This window comes from Synechococcus sp. ATX 2A4 (assembly GCF_024346375.1).
GTDB lineage: Bacteria > Cyanobacteriota > Cyanobacteriia > PCC-6307 > Cyanobiaceae > MW101C3.
Genome location: NZ_JAGQCV010000005.1, coordinates 154,576 through 167,495, shown reverse-complemented (window position 1 = coordinate 167,495; position 12,920 = coordinate 154,576). Strand labels below are relative to the sequence as shown.

Genomic DNA, 12,920 nt, shown 5'->3' with positions numbered 1-12,920 from the left:
TCCCCAGATGCCTGAGAGCAGCCCCCCGGACGCCCCGGACGCGACCCCTGCCGCCGCCCCGGCGGTGCCGCCGCCGAGCTTCGTGAAGCTGGCGATGCGGAACATGGTGCGCAAGGGGCGCCAGAGCCTGCTGCACTTCGGGCTCACCGCCGTGGGACTCAGCTCCCTGCTGCTGCTGCTGGCCTGGTTCGGCCGGCCCACCTTGCCCCAATGACGATGCCAGCCGCCCTGGGCAACGCACCGCTCCTGCCCGACCTGGATCTCGCCTTCGCCAGCGACGACGACCTGCCGGCCGAGCTGCTCACTGCTGCCGGGGATCTGGCCGATCCGCTGGCCGGCGCCGATCTGTGGCACGGGGCACTGGGCCAATGGCTGGCGCAGCTGCAGGGCGAACTGCCGCCTGCGCTGGCGGCAAGCTCCTACAGCCTCGGGCTCACCCTGGTGGGTGATGCGGCGATCGCGGAGCTGAACGCCGACTGGCGCCAGATAGAGGGGCCCACCGACGTGCTGGCTTTCGCGGCCCAGGAGGAGGCGCCACCGCTGCCGGCCGGCGGCGAGGACGGCGAGGACAGCGAGCCGCTGGAGCTGGGCGACATCGTGATCTCGGTGGAAACGGCCGCGCGGCAGGCGGAGGCGGCGGGCCAGAGCCTGGCGCGGGAGCTCACCTGGCTGGCCAGCCACGGCCTGCTGCACCTGCTGGGCTGGGACCATCCCGACGACGCCCGCCTGGAGGCCATGCTCGCCCGTCAGGAGCAGCTGCTGGAGGGCACCGCTGCGGCGGCCGCAGGGGGCGACACCACCGGCCCGGTGTGCGAGCCGTGACCGGCGGGGGGAGCGGTCACCAGAAACCAGCGGTAGGGTTCGACGCAGGCCCGAGTTGCGGTGCCCATGACCACGCTGCTGCCACGCACCACCGAACCGATGGCGAGTGAAGCTCCTCGCCGCGGACGCGGGCGCCGCGGCGGAGCCTGGAGGGTGGCCGGCGATCTGCCGCTGAGCCTGCGCTATGCCATGCAGGGGCTTGGCTATGGCTTCATCAGCCAGCGCAACTTCCGCATCCACGTGATCACCGGCGCGGTGGTGTTCGTCCTGGGGCTGTGGCTGCAGCTGAGCCTGGATCGCCTGGCGGTGCTGGTGCTCACAGTGGCGGCGGTGCTGGTGCTGGAACTGATGAACACGGCGATTGAATCGGTGGTGGATCTGGCGATCGGGCGCCGCTTCCACCCACTGGCCAAGATCGCCAAGGATTGCGCCGCTGCCGCTGTGCTGATAGCGGCCCTGGCGGCCGTGCTGGTCGCGGTGCTGCTGCTGGTGCCGGCCCTGCTGCTGCGGCTGGGGCTCTGAGGGCGGCCCAAACCCCCCGCTCCCTGACGCGGGTGGGTTGAATGGCGGTTGGTCTGGCAGCCGGGATGCTTCTCGTTCTCGACAACTACGACAGCTTCACCTTCAACCTGGTGCAATACCTGGGCGAACTGGCCGCGGAGCACCCGCTGGCGGCCGAGCTGCGGGTGGAACGCAACGACGCGCTCACGCTGGAGCAGATCCGCCAGCTGGAACCCGCCGCGATCCTGATCTCGCCGGGCCCTGGTGACCCGGATCAAGCGGGGGTGTGCCTGGAGGTGCTGGCGGCGCTGGGACCGACGGTGCCGATCCTGGGGGTGTGCCTCGGGCACCAGTGCCTGGCCCAGGTGTATGGCGGCAAGGTGGTGCGGGCCCATGAGCTGATGCACGGCAAAACCTCACCGGTGCTGCATGGCGAGGCGGGGGTGTTCGAGGGGTTGCCCAACCCGCTCACGGCCACCCGCTACCACAGCCTGATCGCCGAGCGCGAAAGCCTGCCCGACTGCCTGGAGGTGACCGCCTGGCTGGAGGACGGCACGATCATGGGCCTGCGGCACCGGCAGCACCGCCACGTGCAGGGCGTGCAGTTTCACCCGGAGAGCGTGCTCACCCAGAGCGGCCACCAGCTGCTGGCCAATTTCCTGCGGCAGGCCGCCAGCACGAGGAGCGGAACCAGCCGGTAGGGCTTGCCCCGGCAGCACTGCTAGGTTCCGCCAAGATCCGGCGCCATCGGGGCGCGAAGCAGCCCATGGCGTCCGACTCCCCGGCACCGGCCCCGTCCCGGCGCCGCCTGCTTGCCCAGCTGCTGGTGGGGGGCCTGGCTCTGGCGATGCCCCTGGCCCTGGCGATGCCGCTGGCCGGCCATGCCGCCGGAGGGGTGAGCATCACCAGCTACGGCCACAGCGCCCTGCTGATCCGCGGCGGTGGCGCCACCGTGCTTCTGAATCCGTTCAAGGCGGTGGGTTGCGCCGCCGGGCTGAGCGAACCGCGCGTGCGCGCCGATGTGATCCTGGCCAGCAGCCGCCTGTTGGATGAAGGGGCGCCGGTGGCCACCGGCCGCTTCCTGGTCACCCCGGGCTCCTACCGGGTGGCGGGGCTGCGCATCGAAGGCTTCGCGGCCCCCCACGACCGCCTCGGCGGCCGCCGCTTCGGCATGGCCACGCTGTGGCGCTGGAAGCAGGGAGGCCTGGAGATTGCCCACCTCGGCGGCACCGCCGCGCCGCTCAAACCGGAAGACCGGGTGCTGCTCGGCAAGCCCGATGTGCTGATCATCGGCGTGGGCGGCGGCGCCAAGGTGTACACCGGCGCCGAAGCCGCCGAAGTGGTGCGCGACCTGCAACCGCGTCGTGTGATCCCGGTGCAATACGTGAGCGGCACCACCCCCGCCGGCTGCGATCAGGGCGACGTGAAACCCTTCCTCGACGCCATGGCCGGCACCCCCGTGCAGCGCCCGGGCCGCACGGTGACCCTGGGGGCTCCCTTGAGTGATGCCACGCAGATTCTGGTGTTGCAGTGAGCGGGGTGGGGTTGGTGTGGGGTCTTCGGGGTTGGGGGCTGGCGCCCGGGATGAGACAGCTGTACGGAATAAAGGGTCATGGCAGTGGCAGCCATTGCAAGCCATGAAATCGCTAGACATCACGATCGCCGCGCGCGCTTAGAAGTGTGCAAACAGCGGATCTGACAGCTCCGAGTTGATGCCTGTGCCGTTCCTTGCCGATGGGCTGTTGACGTGGACCCCAGAAACTGAACCAGTCCATAGGAGAGCTTCCGTGCCCGGCGTGAGCTCAGAGCCCGGGGGGAGCCTGTGAAGCCAGCCGAACCAGTGAAGCCGGCCACCCCAACACGGCCAGCCACCTAGAGCCGAACGCTGCCGCTGCTGGCGAATTCGGCCACCGTGCCAGCCAGCCCCTCCGCCAGGGGGATGCGGGCACGCCAGCCCAGGGCCGCCAGGCGGCTGACATCAAGCTGCTTTTTTGGGGTGCCATCGGGCTTGGTGGTGTCCCAGTCGATCGTGCCCGCAAAGCCCGTGGCGGCAGCCACCGCTTCCGCCAGCTCACGGATCGTGAGATCCACGCCCGTGCCCACATTGAGAAACTGCAGCTCCTCCGGCCCGGGCTGCCAGCGCTCCAGCGCAAACACGCACGCTTCGCCCAGATCATCCACGTGCAGGAATTCCCGCAGCGGCGTGCCGCTGCCCCAGCAGGTGACCCGTTCAGCCTTCGCAGTGGCGGCCTCATGAAAGCGCCGGATCAAGGCCGGCAGCACATGGCTGTTGGTGGGGTGGTAGTTGTCGCCCGGGCCATAGAGATTGGTGGGCATCAAGCTGATGGCATCAAAGCCGTGCTGGAGCCGTAGCGCCGCACACAGCTTGATGCCGGCGATCTTGGCAATCGCATACCACTCATTGGTGGGCTCCAGCGCTCCGGTGAGCAGCGCTTCTTCGCGGATCGGCTGCTCGGCGTACTTCGGATAGATGCAACTGCTGCCTAAAAACAACAAGCGCCGCACACCGCTGCGCCAGGCGTTTTCGATCACATTGATCTGGATCTTGAGGTTGTCGAGCAGGAAATCAGCCGGGTAGCTGCTGTTCGCCGCAATGCCGCCCACCTTCGCGGCCGCCAGCACCACCACTGCGGGCTTGTGCGCATCAAACCAGGCCGACACCGCCGGGCCATCGAGCAGGTTGAGCTGCTCGCGGCTGGCGGTGAGCAGGGCACCGCCCTGGGCCGGATCGCCATAGCCGGCGCGCTGCAGCGCCCGCACAATCGCGCCGCCAGCCATGCCGCGGTGGCCTGCCACGAAAATGCGCTCAGAGGGGGTGATCAACGCGACCATCACCCCTGCCCCCGGGCCACTGTTCCACCAAGGATGGCCGCCGGGTTGGTTGGCGGGTTTTCCATCGATCCCACCACCTTGAAGCCCTGCAGCCGCAGGATCGCCTCCTTGCGCGCTTCCTCCCGATCAGCCGTCACCATCTCAGCCACCAGCTGCTCCAGGGTGCAGGTGGGCGTCCAGCCCAGCTTCTCGCGCGCCTTGGTGGGATCGCCCAGCAGGGTTTCCACCTCCGCAGGGCGGAAATAGCGCGGGTCGATGCGCACCACCACTTCGCCGCTGCTGCGCTTGCCGATCTCCTCGGTGCCCATGCCCTCCCACTGAATCGCCCCCCAGCCCAGTTCCACCGCCGTGAGCTCGATGAAGCGCCGCACCGTTTCCTGCCGGCCCGTGGCAATCACGAAATCCTCCGGCGGCCCCTCCTGCTGCAGCATCCGCCATTGCATCTCCACATAATCCCGGGCATGGCCCCAATCGCGCAACGAATCGATGTTGCCCATGTAGAGGCAGTCTTCCAGCCCTTCGTTGATGCGTGCCAGGCCGCGTGTGATTTTGCGGGTCACAAAGGTTTCACCTCGCCGCGGTGATTCATGGTTAAACAAAATCCCATTACAGGCATACATTCCATAGGCCTCACGGTAATTCACCGTGATCCAGTAGGCATACAGCTTCGCCACTCCATAGGGGCTGCGCGGATAAAAGGGCGTGGTTTCCTTCTGCGGTGTTTCTTGCACCAGGCCATACAGCTCACTGGTGCTGGCCTGGTAGATGCGGGTTTTCGGCGTGAGCCCAAGCATCCGTACCGCCTCCAGGATCCTCAGGGTGCCAAGGGCATCGCTGTTGGCAGTATATTCAGGCGCCTCAAAACTCACCGCCACATGGCTCTGGGCGCCCAGGTTGTAAATCTCATCAGGCTGCACCTGTTGGATGATTCGAATCAGATTCGTGCTATCGGTTAAATCGCCATAGTGCAGTGTGAGCCGTGGATCCTGTTCGTGGGGATCCTGATAGAGGTGATCGATGCGTGCCGTGTTGAAGCTGCTGGCCCGGCGCTTGATGCCGTGCACTGCATAGCCCTTCTCGAGCAGCAACTCAGCGAGATACGAGCCATCCTGGCCGGTGATGCCTGTGATCAGAGCAGTCTTGGCAGCTGGGGACACCTGAGGGTTCTGCGAGGATTCAGTGCCAACAAACTACGCCGGGCCGCAGCAATTGGCTTCAGCCTTCGCTGAATCGCGGAACCCAGCCAACCGACCACGCGCCTGAGCCTGTCGCGCAACAGCGGCGGCAGCCATCCCCACGCATTGGCCCAGTACCGCAGGACCTCCGGGCGCCGTGCACAGCCCTGGAGCTGGAGAGCTGGTGTTCGAGAGCTGGCGATGGTGCAGGAGCTGGCGTTGTGCCTCCCGCAGACGATCTGGCTGACGCCATGCCGCTTTCTCTGCTACCGCTCCAAAAATCCAAGCTGATCAATGGATGGGTTGCCGCCGATGAAACCAGCTCAGATCGACTTCGCCTATCATAAGATCGGCTCTTGGCGGCATGCCGAGCTGCTGAATTCAACCCGAGGGCTTGCCTACTTAGCACAGGCAATTTGTCTTTGCAGTGAGAAGCACAAGGCTCTCGATGTGGGCTGCGAAAGCGGCGGACATTTCCGGACCGCCCTGGCCGAAGCCGGATTTGAGGTGAGTGGCCTTGATGTGTCGCAGGAGATGCGGCGAATCGCCAAAGAACATCACTCTGAGGCAGGCTTCATCAGAGCTGATGTATCCGCGTGGGAGCCACCCGGGCACTACGGCATCATCACGACCTGGGACAGACCTCATCCATGTGCCCCACGCGCTGCAGAACAGCGTGCCACAGAAACTGTGCCTTTCCCTGACTCGCCACTGCCTGATCTTGATCACGGTTTGCGGCGTCGACGGGGTGGTGACGAGCAGCATGCAGGATGAGGATTCCTATCACAGCTCCCTGCACGATCACCACTACCTCCACGTGATGAAGGCTGCCGGCTGTGGCTGCCTTCATCTGGAGCGGGATCAGTTCCCAAGAGGACACCTGGTGCTGTTCGCCATCAATGAATGGCGCCGAGAGCTCGTGATGGCTTCAGTACTGAGCGGCCCTGCTGTTGTCAGGTTACAACTGTTTGGTGCACTCGCCACGGTCGGCTCAGCCCGTGAATCCGTGAGGATCTACAGCATGAGCCTGGAAACGATGGCCCTGATCGGCGTGCTCACGCTGCTCTCTGTGAGCCTGGGCGCCGATGTCTGCCTAGCTCTGGTGATCAGCCGGCTCCTGGGCACCTCAGCGACCCTGCCGTTCTTACAGCTGCAGCCAATAGTCACCTGCAGGCCGCGAAGATCCTGCCTGTTGTGTCCATTTACAGGTTGATTTGTGCCGTCACATTGAATGGGGTCTGGAGCACGCGTACTGAGCCCTATCTACTACGCATCGGGCTTTTCGCCGTCGCGGTGGCACTGCCATTGAGGCGCGGGGTGGGGCATTGATCCACGAGGGAACTGGGCCCTTGCCGGCTGTCGCAACCGCCGCCTCAACCGCCGCCTCAACAGCCGCTGCAAGCGCTGCCTCAAGCCTGAGCGGTCTGCAACGCCAATGGAAGGATCTCCTATGGCTTCGCATTCCCAGCCTCTTGATTGGCTATTGGTCGGTTTTGCACTACGGGTTGAACCCGAAGCGGTGAAACCTGAGCCTTGAGCCCCAGAGCCGAACCATGAGTCCCAACACGCCCGGGTGCCGCGGACATCACACAATCGCCAGGGCCGCGAGCGAACCACTGAAGCCAGTGATCTCCACGATGGCGTCATTGGCGGCCTGGAAGCCGGCCACCCCATCATTGAGCGCCAGGAACGTGCGGGTGCCGCCGGTGGCACCGAGGCTGAAGGTGGCGGCACCGTTGGCCCGGAAGGCGGCAGGTGTCAGCACCGCCGCCACCGCCGAGGCGTTGAGATTGGCAGCCCGGCCCAGCTGGCGCACATCAGCGGCCGCCACAGCCCGTGGGCCATCGATGCGATCGCTGCCGATCGCCAGATCGGTGATCTGATCGCGGGCGTTCAGCAGCGAATCGCGCAGGTTGTTGATGCGGAACGTGTCCGCGCCGCCCAGGCCGGTGAGCACATCCACGGCGGCACTGCTGCTGATCACATCGGCAGCCGCACCCCCTGTCTTGAAGCTGGGATTGGCGCCACTGAAGCCAAGCCGGCCGGCGCCACCGAACAGCGCCGCCGCCGTGAGCGTGCCGCTGTGGCCCAGGGCCCTGCCTTGGCTGGCGTTGAAGCCCACATTCACGCTGCGGCCGGGTTGAATCGCGCTGGCCCAGGCATCGCCGGTCACGGTGTGGCGGAACAGGCCGCCCGCCAGCGCCGCGCTGCTGATCCGCACCCCCCAGGGCGTGCCGGTGGGCCGGTGCGGGCTCTCGAAGCTGAAGTTCCAGCCGTTCAGGGGCGTGCTGCCGGTATTGGTGAGCGTGAGCTGCACCGTCATGCCGCCGGTCCAGATCGATCCACCCACCGACACCGCCAGGTTCGGGTTGGAGGTGCGCGGGATGCCATTGAGCGTCCGGGGCAGGGGCGTGCCGGGCTGGGGCGCCGGGGGCACGGGGGTGGGGATCGGCGTGGGAGTGGGGGTTGGGATCGGTGTGGGGGTGGGAGTCGGTGTGGGAATCGGCGGGGGCGTGGGAATCGGTGTCGGGATCGGGGTCGGTGTGGGGGTGGGAACTGGAGTAGGAGCTGGCGTCACCGGTGACCCGCCACCGCCGGGCCGCACGCTGATGCCCGGCAGGGCATTGAGCTGGGCATCGGTGAGTGCCTGGCCACCACGGCGCTCCACACTGCGGGCAAAGGCACCGGCCAGGCCGGCGTTGTAGTCGATCGCCACCTCATTGGCCACGAAGTCGTCGCGGCGGTCCTGATAAGAGAAGTCGTTGGAGCTGGTGGGGCCACCCACCAAGGCGCCATAGAGAATGTGGGCGTTGGGCAGGCCGTTGCGGAAGCCATCCCAGCCCACACCCGAGGCCGCCCGGTGATGGGGCTGGCGCGGGGCATTGGCACCGAAGCCCACCAGGTAGCTCGACCGGCGCGGATTGGCCCCGAGGATGTAATCCACCGTGCCCTGGGACAGCCGGCTGTAGGCACCACCCGGATCACGCACGTTGTCGGCGTACACATCAGCGAGGAAGGCCGTATTGGCGGCATAGCGCAGCGAGCCCCACTGGCTGATGTGGCGCAGGCCGCCGGCACTGATCGACACACCATTGCCGCCGTTCACCCAGTTGTTCAACCAGCCCTCCACGTCCTGCTGGATACGGGCCGAGCCGGTGTCCTGCGCCAGGATCACCGCGGTGGCATAAGAGGCGTCGTCCCAGTTGCCGGTCCAGCCACGCGAGAGGCCGCCGATGTTGTTGGTGTAGATCGACAGCGCCTTGTCGCGATAGGCCGTGCCGTTGCCTCCCGCCGCCGTGACTGCTCGCGATAGCCACGCCGCGCCATAGGCCAGCTCATCGTTATAGCCACTCCAGGAATTGTAGTAGTTGCGTACTTCCGGAATCGAATCGGCATAACTGCCGCGGTAGCGATCCGCAAAGTTGTAGAGCGAAATGGCGCGGGTCAGCAGCACATCGGCGTACGCCGCCTGACCGTTCTGGCGGAACAGCACCGAGGCGGAAGCCAGCGCCGCGGCCGAACCGGCTGCCACATCGGAGCCGGGCTTGCTCGGCGTCACCGCCATCGCCGGCCGGGCAATCCGCTGGCTCTCGGGAGAACTCCACTGGGAGTGGTCGGCGCCCACATTGCCCACCTGCGCCACGAAGAACCGTGTCACCCCGGCCGCATCCACGGCATGGGCCTTCAGCAGGTAATCGGTGCCCCAACGCACGGCCTCCAGCAGTTCGTCGGTCTGGCCGGAGAGGGCGTAGCCATCGGAGAACTCAATCCCGCCCCAGGCAAGGGTGGCGAGCGTGGAGGCGAGCGGCAGGCCGAACTTGGAATGATCGCCAGCGTCGTGATAGCCGCCAGTGAGATTGAGCGTGAGCCCGCTCTGGAGGTTGGCGGCGGTCTGGCCACCAATATACACCCCATCGGCGCCGTCCCGCAGGCCGGAGTCGCCGCGCCAGTCGATCCGCTTGCTGGCTTCGTTGAGATCGCCGGAGCGCTGGGCCTCATAGAAGAGGAAGCTCTTCTGCAGAGCCACGGCGTAATTGAACGCCATCCCAGTGACCGGATCGACGCTGGACATTGGGCAAATCAGATCGCTGCAACGGTCCTACGCCGGATGTCCCCGCCGGGGCGACCCCCATCGGGGGGTGGTTGGCAGCTCCGGCGAGGGTGAATGCCGGTGCTGCCGTGCCTACGGAAGGCCTCAGCGCAGCCGGATCAACCCCTGGCGCAGGGCGATCACCAGGGCCTGCAGGCGATTGCGCGCGCCCATGTTCTGCAGCAGCCGCTTGGTGTACGACTTCGCTGTGTTGGGGCTGATCATCAACCGCTCGGCAATCTCGCGGTCGGTGAGCCCATCGGCGAGGCCTTCCAGAATCTGGTAATCGCGCGGGCTCAGTTCGCAGATCGGCTCCGGCATCGGCTGATCGCGCATCGAGGCGCTGCGGAAGTGGCTGCCGCCCAGGGCCGCCAGCACCGCCGCCTGCAACGCGCCGCTGTGGAAGGTCATGTCGCACTCCGCCACCAGCCCATCGATCCAGGCGGCCCGCACCAGGGCGGGATCGACAGCGACACCCATGCTGATCACGATCACCTTCACGGCGGGGTGCCGCTCCTTCACGGTGGCAGTGAGACTGAGCACGTCGCCACTCTCGAGGCTGTCGGAGCACACCAGCAGGCCATAGGGCTGCTCCGCCAGCCGCTGCAGGCAGCTCTGGGCATCGGTGACCGCGCAGCCCACCAGGCCATAGCCGAACAATCCGATCGTGTAGCGCAGCAACAGAGGCTCGTTGCCCATGGCCAGCGCCACCCGCGGCGGGATCGCCGTGGAGAGCAGCGCCCGGCGCATCACCGTTCGCCGGATCTGCACGACGGGGAGATCGGCGGTGAAATCCACAGCAGCCGGGTACGGGATCAGAGCAAGGGCAGGCTATGGCCGTGCGCGGGCCTGCAAACGGGCAAAGGAGCCCCCAGACTGCCCAGCGAATGATGTCCTCCCTCTCAATGGACCTCCAGGTTCAAGGCGCACAGCTCCGGTCGGTTCGGCTGAAACGGCACAGCCGCCGCAGCTGGCTGGCCCTGCTGGTGCTGGGAGGCAGCCTGCTGCTGCCTGTGCCGCCCGCCCTCGCCGATGGGGAACCGGCCGCCGCGAAGGTGCGCACCGTGGTGAAGTCCAGCGAGGCCTGGAACGGCACACGCCTGCCCGCCTATCCGAAAGGCGAACCGGAAATCACCGTGCTGCACATCACCATCCCGCCAGGGGTGAAGCTGCCGATGCACCACCATCCAGTGATCAATGCCGGCATGTTGATCCGCGGCCAGTTGCTGGTGATCGGTGAAGGGGGCGCCCGCTTGCAGCTGAAGGCGGGCGACGGAATCATCGAAATGGTGGATCAGCCCCATTACGGCACCAATAACGGCACCGAACCGGCCCAGATCGTGATGGTGTACGCGGGCACCACGGGCAAGCCAATCACGGTGCTGGAACCGGCCGCCGGCAAAGCCCGCTGATCGCCGGGCTTCAGCCGAGAGCCTCGATATGCCGGTAGGCCGCCCAAAAGGTGGCCATCTGCTCGGTGGTGCCCAGGCTCACCCGCAAGGCGCCATCGATCAGCGGCTTGCCGGCCATCGAGCGCACCAGGATGCCCGCCGCCCGCAGCTCGGCCTCCACCGTGGCCGCCGGCCGCCGCGGCCAGATCAGCAGGTAGTTGCCACCGGCGGCGTGGTGGCGCACCCCGGCGGCCACCAGGTGCTCCAGCAACCAGGCCTGCGCCCGCAGCACCTCGGCCACATAGGCATCGATGTAGGCCTGATCGGCCAGGGCCGCATGGGCGGCGGTCACGGCAACGCTGTTGACGTCATAAGGGCCGCTGACCCGGCTCACCCGATCCACCAGCGCCGGTGCACCCACCGCAAAACCGAAGCGCAGCCCGGCCAGCCCGGCGGTTTTCGCCAGCGAACGCAGCACCAGCAGGTTCGGGAAGGCCGCGAAGGGATCGCTTGCTGCTGCCGCGGCCGCTCCAGTTGTGGCCTCCCCTGCCGCGGCGAGCAGCAGGGGCAGCACGCTGTCGCCGGTGAAGGCCTCGTAGAGCTCATCGACCACCACCAGCGTGCGTGGGGCAGCCGCCGCCAGTTCCAGGACCCGCTCCGGCGCCAACCGGGTGCCGGTGGGGTTGTTGGGATTGCAGATCAACAGCAACCGAGGGGCTGAGCCGCCGAGCGCCGTTGGGGTTGCTGGCCCGCCGAGCGCCGTTGGGGATGCCGAGCCGCCCAGAGCCGCTTTGATCTCCTCGAACGGAAAGGCGAAATCAGGTAGCTGGTAGGGGATTGCTTCGATCTCCATCCCCTGCATGCGGGCGCAGGGGGTGTAGTAGCCGAAGGTGGGGCTGGTGGTAAGCAGCCGATCGCCGGCGGCGCCATAGGCGTGGAACACGGCGTGCAGCGCCTCATCCACCCCGTTGAACAGGCCGATGTGGGCGGGGGTGAGGGTGCTGGGGCCAGCAGCGGTGCCGGCGGCTGCGGCGGACCCGGCGGCCGGGCCGGGCCGGGGGGCAGCTTCGGCGAGCAGCGAGGCGATCACCGCCTCCCGCAGGCCGTTGTATTCGGGATAGATCGCGTAGTGATCGGCCGGAATGGCGCGAACCGCCTCCACCACCTTCGGGCTGGGCCCCACGGTGTTCTCGTTGAAGTCGAGCCGCAGCAGACCGCGGCGCCCCTCCAGCGGCGCGCTGTAGGCCGTGAGCGTTTCCACCTCCGGGCGGGCCGGCGGACAGGGGGAAACGGCCGGGCGCTCGCCGGGGCTCGGGCTGGTCACAGAAACGGCGTCATGGCGGCGGGAAAGATCCACCGGCTGCAGCCTAAAGATGGGCGAGCCCCTGCCCCCACTGGCCAGCAGCGGCCCGCCACCGGAGCGTATTGATGACCGAGCCGCCATGATTTCAGCTCCGGTTCACCTCCGTGCCACCCCGTGCCGGCGTCCCCCTTCTATCAACGGATCCGCGCGCAGGTGCTGCAGCTCACGCAGGCTGTTCCGCAGGGGCGCCTCTGCACCTACCAATCGATAGGGCGGCATCTCGATGTGATGCCCAGGCACGTGGCCTACATCCTGAGCCGGCTGAACGATCACGAGAAGGTGCTGGTTCCCTGGCACCGCGTTGTGCCGGCGGATGGGCGTCTTGGCGCCGGCAAGCAGCACCCGGATGGGCGCACGCAGGCTGACCTGCTGCTCAGCGAAGGGATCACGGTGTGCGAGGGCAGGATTCCCTCTGCCTTCCCGCAGGTGTTCATCGAAGCGGAACATCTTCCCAGCGGCCTGCCCAAGCAGACCAGGCCGGACGATGCACCTCGATCCACACCGAAGCGCTCCCAACCGCGCCAACGCTGAGGCCCCGAACATCGATCCTGAGACAGCTCTGGCACAGGTCGGTGTGCAGATGATGGCGCAGACTGAAGGGCTGGCTGAGAGAGCTACCTGAAGGCGCTGGCTGGAAGGCTGACTGAAGGGGCTGGCCAGTGGTGAGTGGTCAGTGGCGAGGACCGCTTGTGGGCCTAAAGGAGGCCCCCACAGAAGAGCTGCCT

13 protein-coding genes and 1 pseudogene are annotated in these 12,920 nt (G+C 67.0%); 9 read left to right on the top strand and 5 right to left on the bottom strand.

Going from position 1 to position 12,920, the window contains the following annotated elements:
- Window positions 1–7: 7 nt before the first annotated feature.
- The 5 genes from KBY97_RS06500 (at window position 8) to KBY97_RS06480 (ending at window position 2,857) form a co-directional block, all read left to right on the top strand.
- A complete protein-coding gene (locus KBY97_RS06500; protein WP_255145954.1) occupies window positions 8–214 on the top strand; it encodes a DUF3285 domain-containing protein in 207 nt (68 codons plus the stop codon).
- Complete coding sequence (gene ybeY, locus KBY97_RS06495; RefSeq protein ID WP_399217398.1) at window positions 211–822, top strand: rRNA maturation RNase YbeY; 612 nt, start codon at window positions 211–213, stop codon at window positions 820–822. The genes KBY97_RS06500 and ybeY overlap by 4 nt, the downstream gene beginning before the upstream one ends.
- 99 nt (window positions 823–921) lie before the next feature.
- Window positions 922–1,344: a diacylglycerol kinase family protein gene (locus KBY97_RS06490; RefSeq protein ID WP_255145953.1), complete on the top strand. Its 423-nt coding sequence runs from the start codon at window positions 922–924 to the stop codon at window positions 1,342–1,344.
- Window positions 1,345–1,409: 65 nt separating this feature from the next.
- On the top strand, window positions 1,410–2,024 hold the full coding sequence (locus KBY97_RS06485) for an aminodeoxychorismate/anthranilate synthase component II (RefSeq protein ID WP_255145878.1): 615 nt from the start codon (window positions 1,410–1,412) through the stop codon (window positions 2,022–2,024).
- A 146-nt stretch (window positions 2,025–2,170) separates the two neighbouring features.
- A complete protein-coding gene (locus KBY97_RS06480) occupies window positions 2,171–2,857 on the top strand; it encodes an MBL fold metallo-hydrolase (RefSeq protein WP_255145952.1) in 687 nt (228 codons plus the stop codon).
- Window positions 2,858–3,195: 338 nt separating this feature from the next.
- On the opposite strand, the gene KBY97_RS06475 is transcribed toward KBY97_RS06480, so the two are convergent.
- Together KBY97_RS06475 and gmd are read right to left on the bottom strand one after the other, a co-directional pair.
- Window positions 3,196–4,176, bottom strand: a complete 981-nt coding sequence (locus KBY97_RS06475) for a GDP-L-fucose synthase (protein ID WP_255145877.1) — start codon at window positions 4,174–4,176, stop codon at window positions 3,196–3,198.
- On the bottom strand, window positions 4,176–5,333 hold the full coding sequence (gene gmd, locus KBY97_RS06470) for a GDP-mannose 4,6-dehydratase (protein ID WP_255145876.1): 1,158 nt from the start codon (window positions 5,331–5,333) through the stop codon (window positions 4,176–4,178). The genes KBY97_RS06475 and gmd overlap by 1 nt, the downstream gene beginning before the upstream one ends.
- 312 nt (window positions 5,334–5,645) lie before the next feature.
- Between gmd and KBY97_RS14810 the strand changes: the two are divergent.
- Window positions 5,646–5,987, top strand: a pseudogene (locus KBY97_RS14810) (class I SAM-dependent methyltransferase); the annotation flags it as partial.
- 16 nt (window positions 5,988–6,003) lie between these two features.
- Complete coding sequence (locus tag KBY97_RS06465) at window positions 6,004–6,564, top strand: hypothetical protein (protein WP_255145875.1); 561 nt, start codon at window positions 6,004–6,006, stop codon at window positions 6,562–6,564.
- 372 nt (window positions 6,565–6,936) lie between these two features.
- Here the strand turns inward: KBY97_RS06465 and KBY97_RS06460 are convergent, their stop codons facing one another.
- The gene (locus tag KBY97_RS06460) at window positions 6,937–9,423 is read right to left on the bottom strand and encodes a glycoside hydrolase family 9 protein (RefSeq protein ID WP_255145874.1); all 2,487 of its coding nucleotides are present in this window, start codon (window positions 9,421–9,423) and stop codon (window positions 6,937–6,939) included.
- A 123-nt stretch (window positions 9,424–9,546) separates the two neighbouring features.
- The gene (locus KBY97_RS14740) at window positions 9,547–10,239 is read right to left on the bottom strand and encodes a response regulator transcription factor (RefSeq protein WP_255145873.1); all 693 of its coding nucleotides are present in this window, start codon (window positions 10,237–10,239) and stop codon (window positions 9,547–9,549) included.
- Between the two features lie 89 nt (window positions 10,240–10,328).
- On the opposite strand from KBY97_RS14740, the gene KBY97_RS06450 reads away from it, so the two are divergent.
- Window positions 10,329–10,853 carry a cupin domain-containing protein gene (locus tag KBY97_RS06450; RefSeq protein ID WP_255145872.1) on the top strand — a complete coding sequence of 175 codons (525 nt, stop codon included), beginning with the start codon at window positions 10,329–10,331 and terminating at the stop codon, window positions 10,851–10,853.
- Window positions 10,854–10,863: 10 nt separating this feature from the next.
- On the opposite strand, the gene KBY97_RS06445 is transcribed toward KBY97_RS06450, so the two are convergent.
- Window positions 10,864–12,156 carry a histidinol-phosphate transaminase gene (locus KBY97_RS06445; RefSeq protein WP_255145871.1) on the bottom strand — a complete coding sequence of 431 codons (1,293 nt, stop codon included), beginning with the start codon at window positions 12,154–12,156 and terminating at the stop codon, window positions 10,864–10,866.
- Between the two features lie 153 nt (window positions 12,157–12,309).
- On the opposite strand from KBY97_RS06445, the gene KBY97_RS06440 reads away from it, so the two are divergent.
- Complete coding sequence (locus KBY97_RS06440) at window positions 12,310–12,726, top strand: MGMT family protein (protein WP_255145870.1); 417 nt, start codon at window positions 12,310–12,312, stop codon at window positions 12,724–12,726.
- The last annotated feature ends 194 nt before the right edge of the window (window positions 12,727–12,920 follow it).

What these genes read in the sequence shown, in the direction of transcription:
- KBY97_RS06480 (WP_255145952.1), top strand. Translation starts at nt 2,171, where the DNA reads ATGCCCCTGGCCCTGGCGATGCCGCTGGCCGGCCATGCCGCCGGAGGG.
- ybeY (WP_399217398.1), top strand. Translation starts at nt 211, where the DNA reads ATGACGATGCCAGCCGCCCTGGGCAACGCACCGCTCCTGCCCGACCTG.
- KBY97_RS06450 (WP_255145872.1), top strand. Translation starts at nt 10,329, where the DNA reads ATGATGTCCTCCCTCTCAATGGACCTCCAGGTTCAAGGCGCACAGCTC.
- KBY97_RS06460 (WP_255145874.1), bottom strand. Translation starts at nt 9,423, where the DNA reads ATGTCCAGCGTCGATCCGGTCACTGGGATGGCGTTCAATTACGCCGTG.
- KBY97_RS06500 (WP_255145954.1), top strand. Translation starts at nt 8, where the DNA reads ATGCCTGAGAGCAGCCCCCCGGACGCCCCGGACGCGACCCCTGCCGCC.
- KBY97_RS06475 (WP_255145877.1), bottom strand. Translation starts at nt 4,176, where the DNA reads ATGGTCGCGTTGATCACCCCCTCTGAGCGCATTTTCGTGGCAGGCCAC.
- KBY97_RS06485 (WP_255145878.1), top strand. Translation starts at nt 1,410, where the DNA reads ATGCTTCTCGTTCTCGACAACTACGACAGCTTCACCTTCAACCTGGTG.
- KBY97_RS06490 (WP_255145953.1), top strand. Translation starts at nt 922, where the DNA reads ATGGCGAGTGAAGCTCCTCGCCGCGGACGCGGGCGCCGCGGCGGAGCC.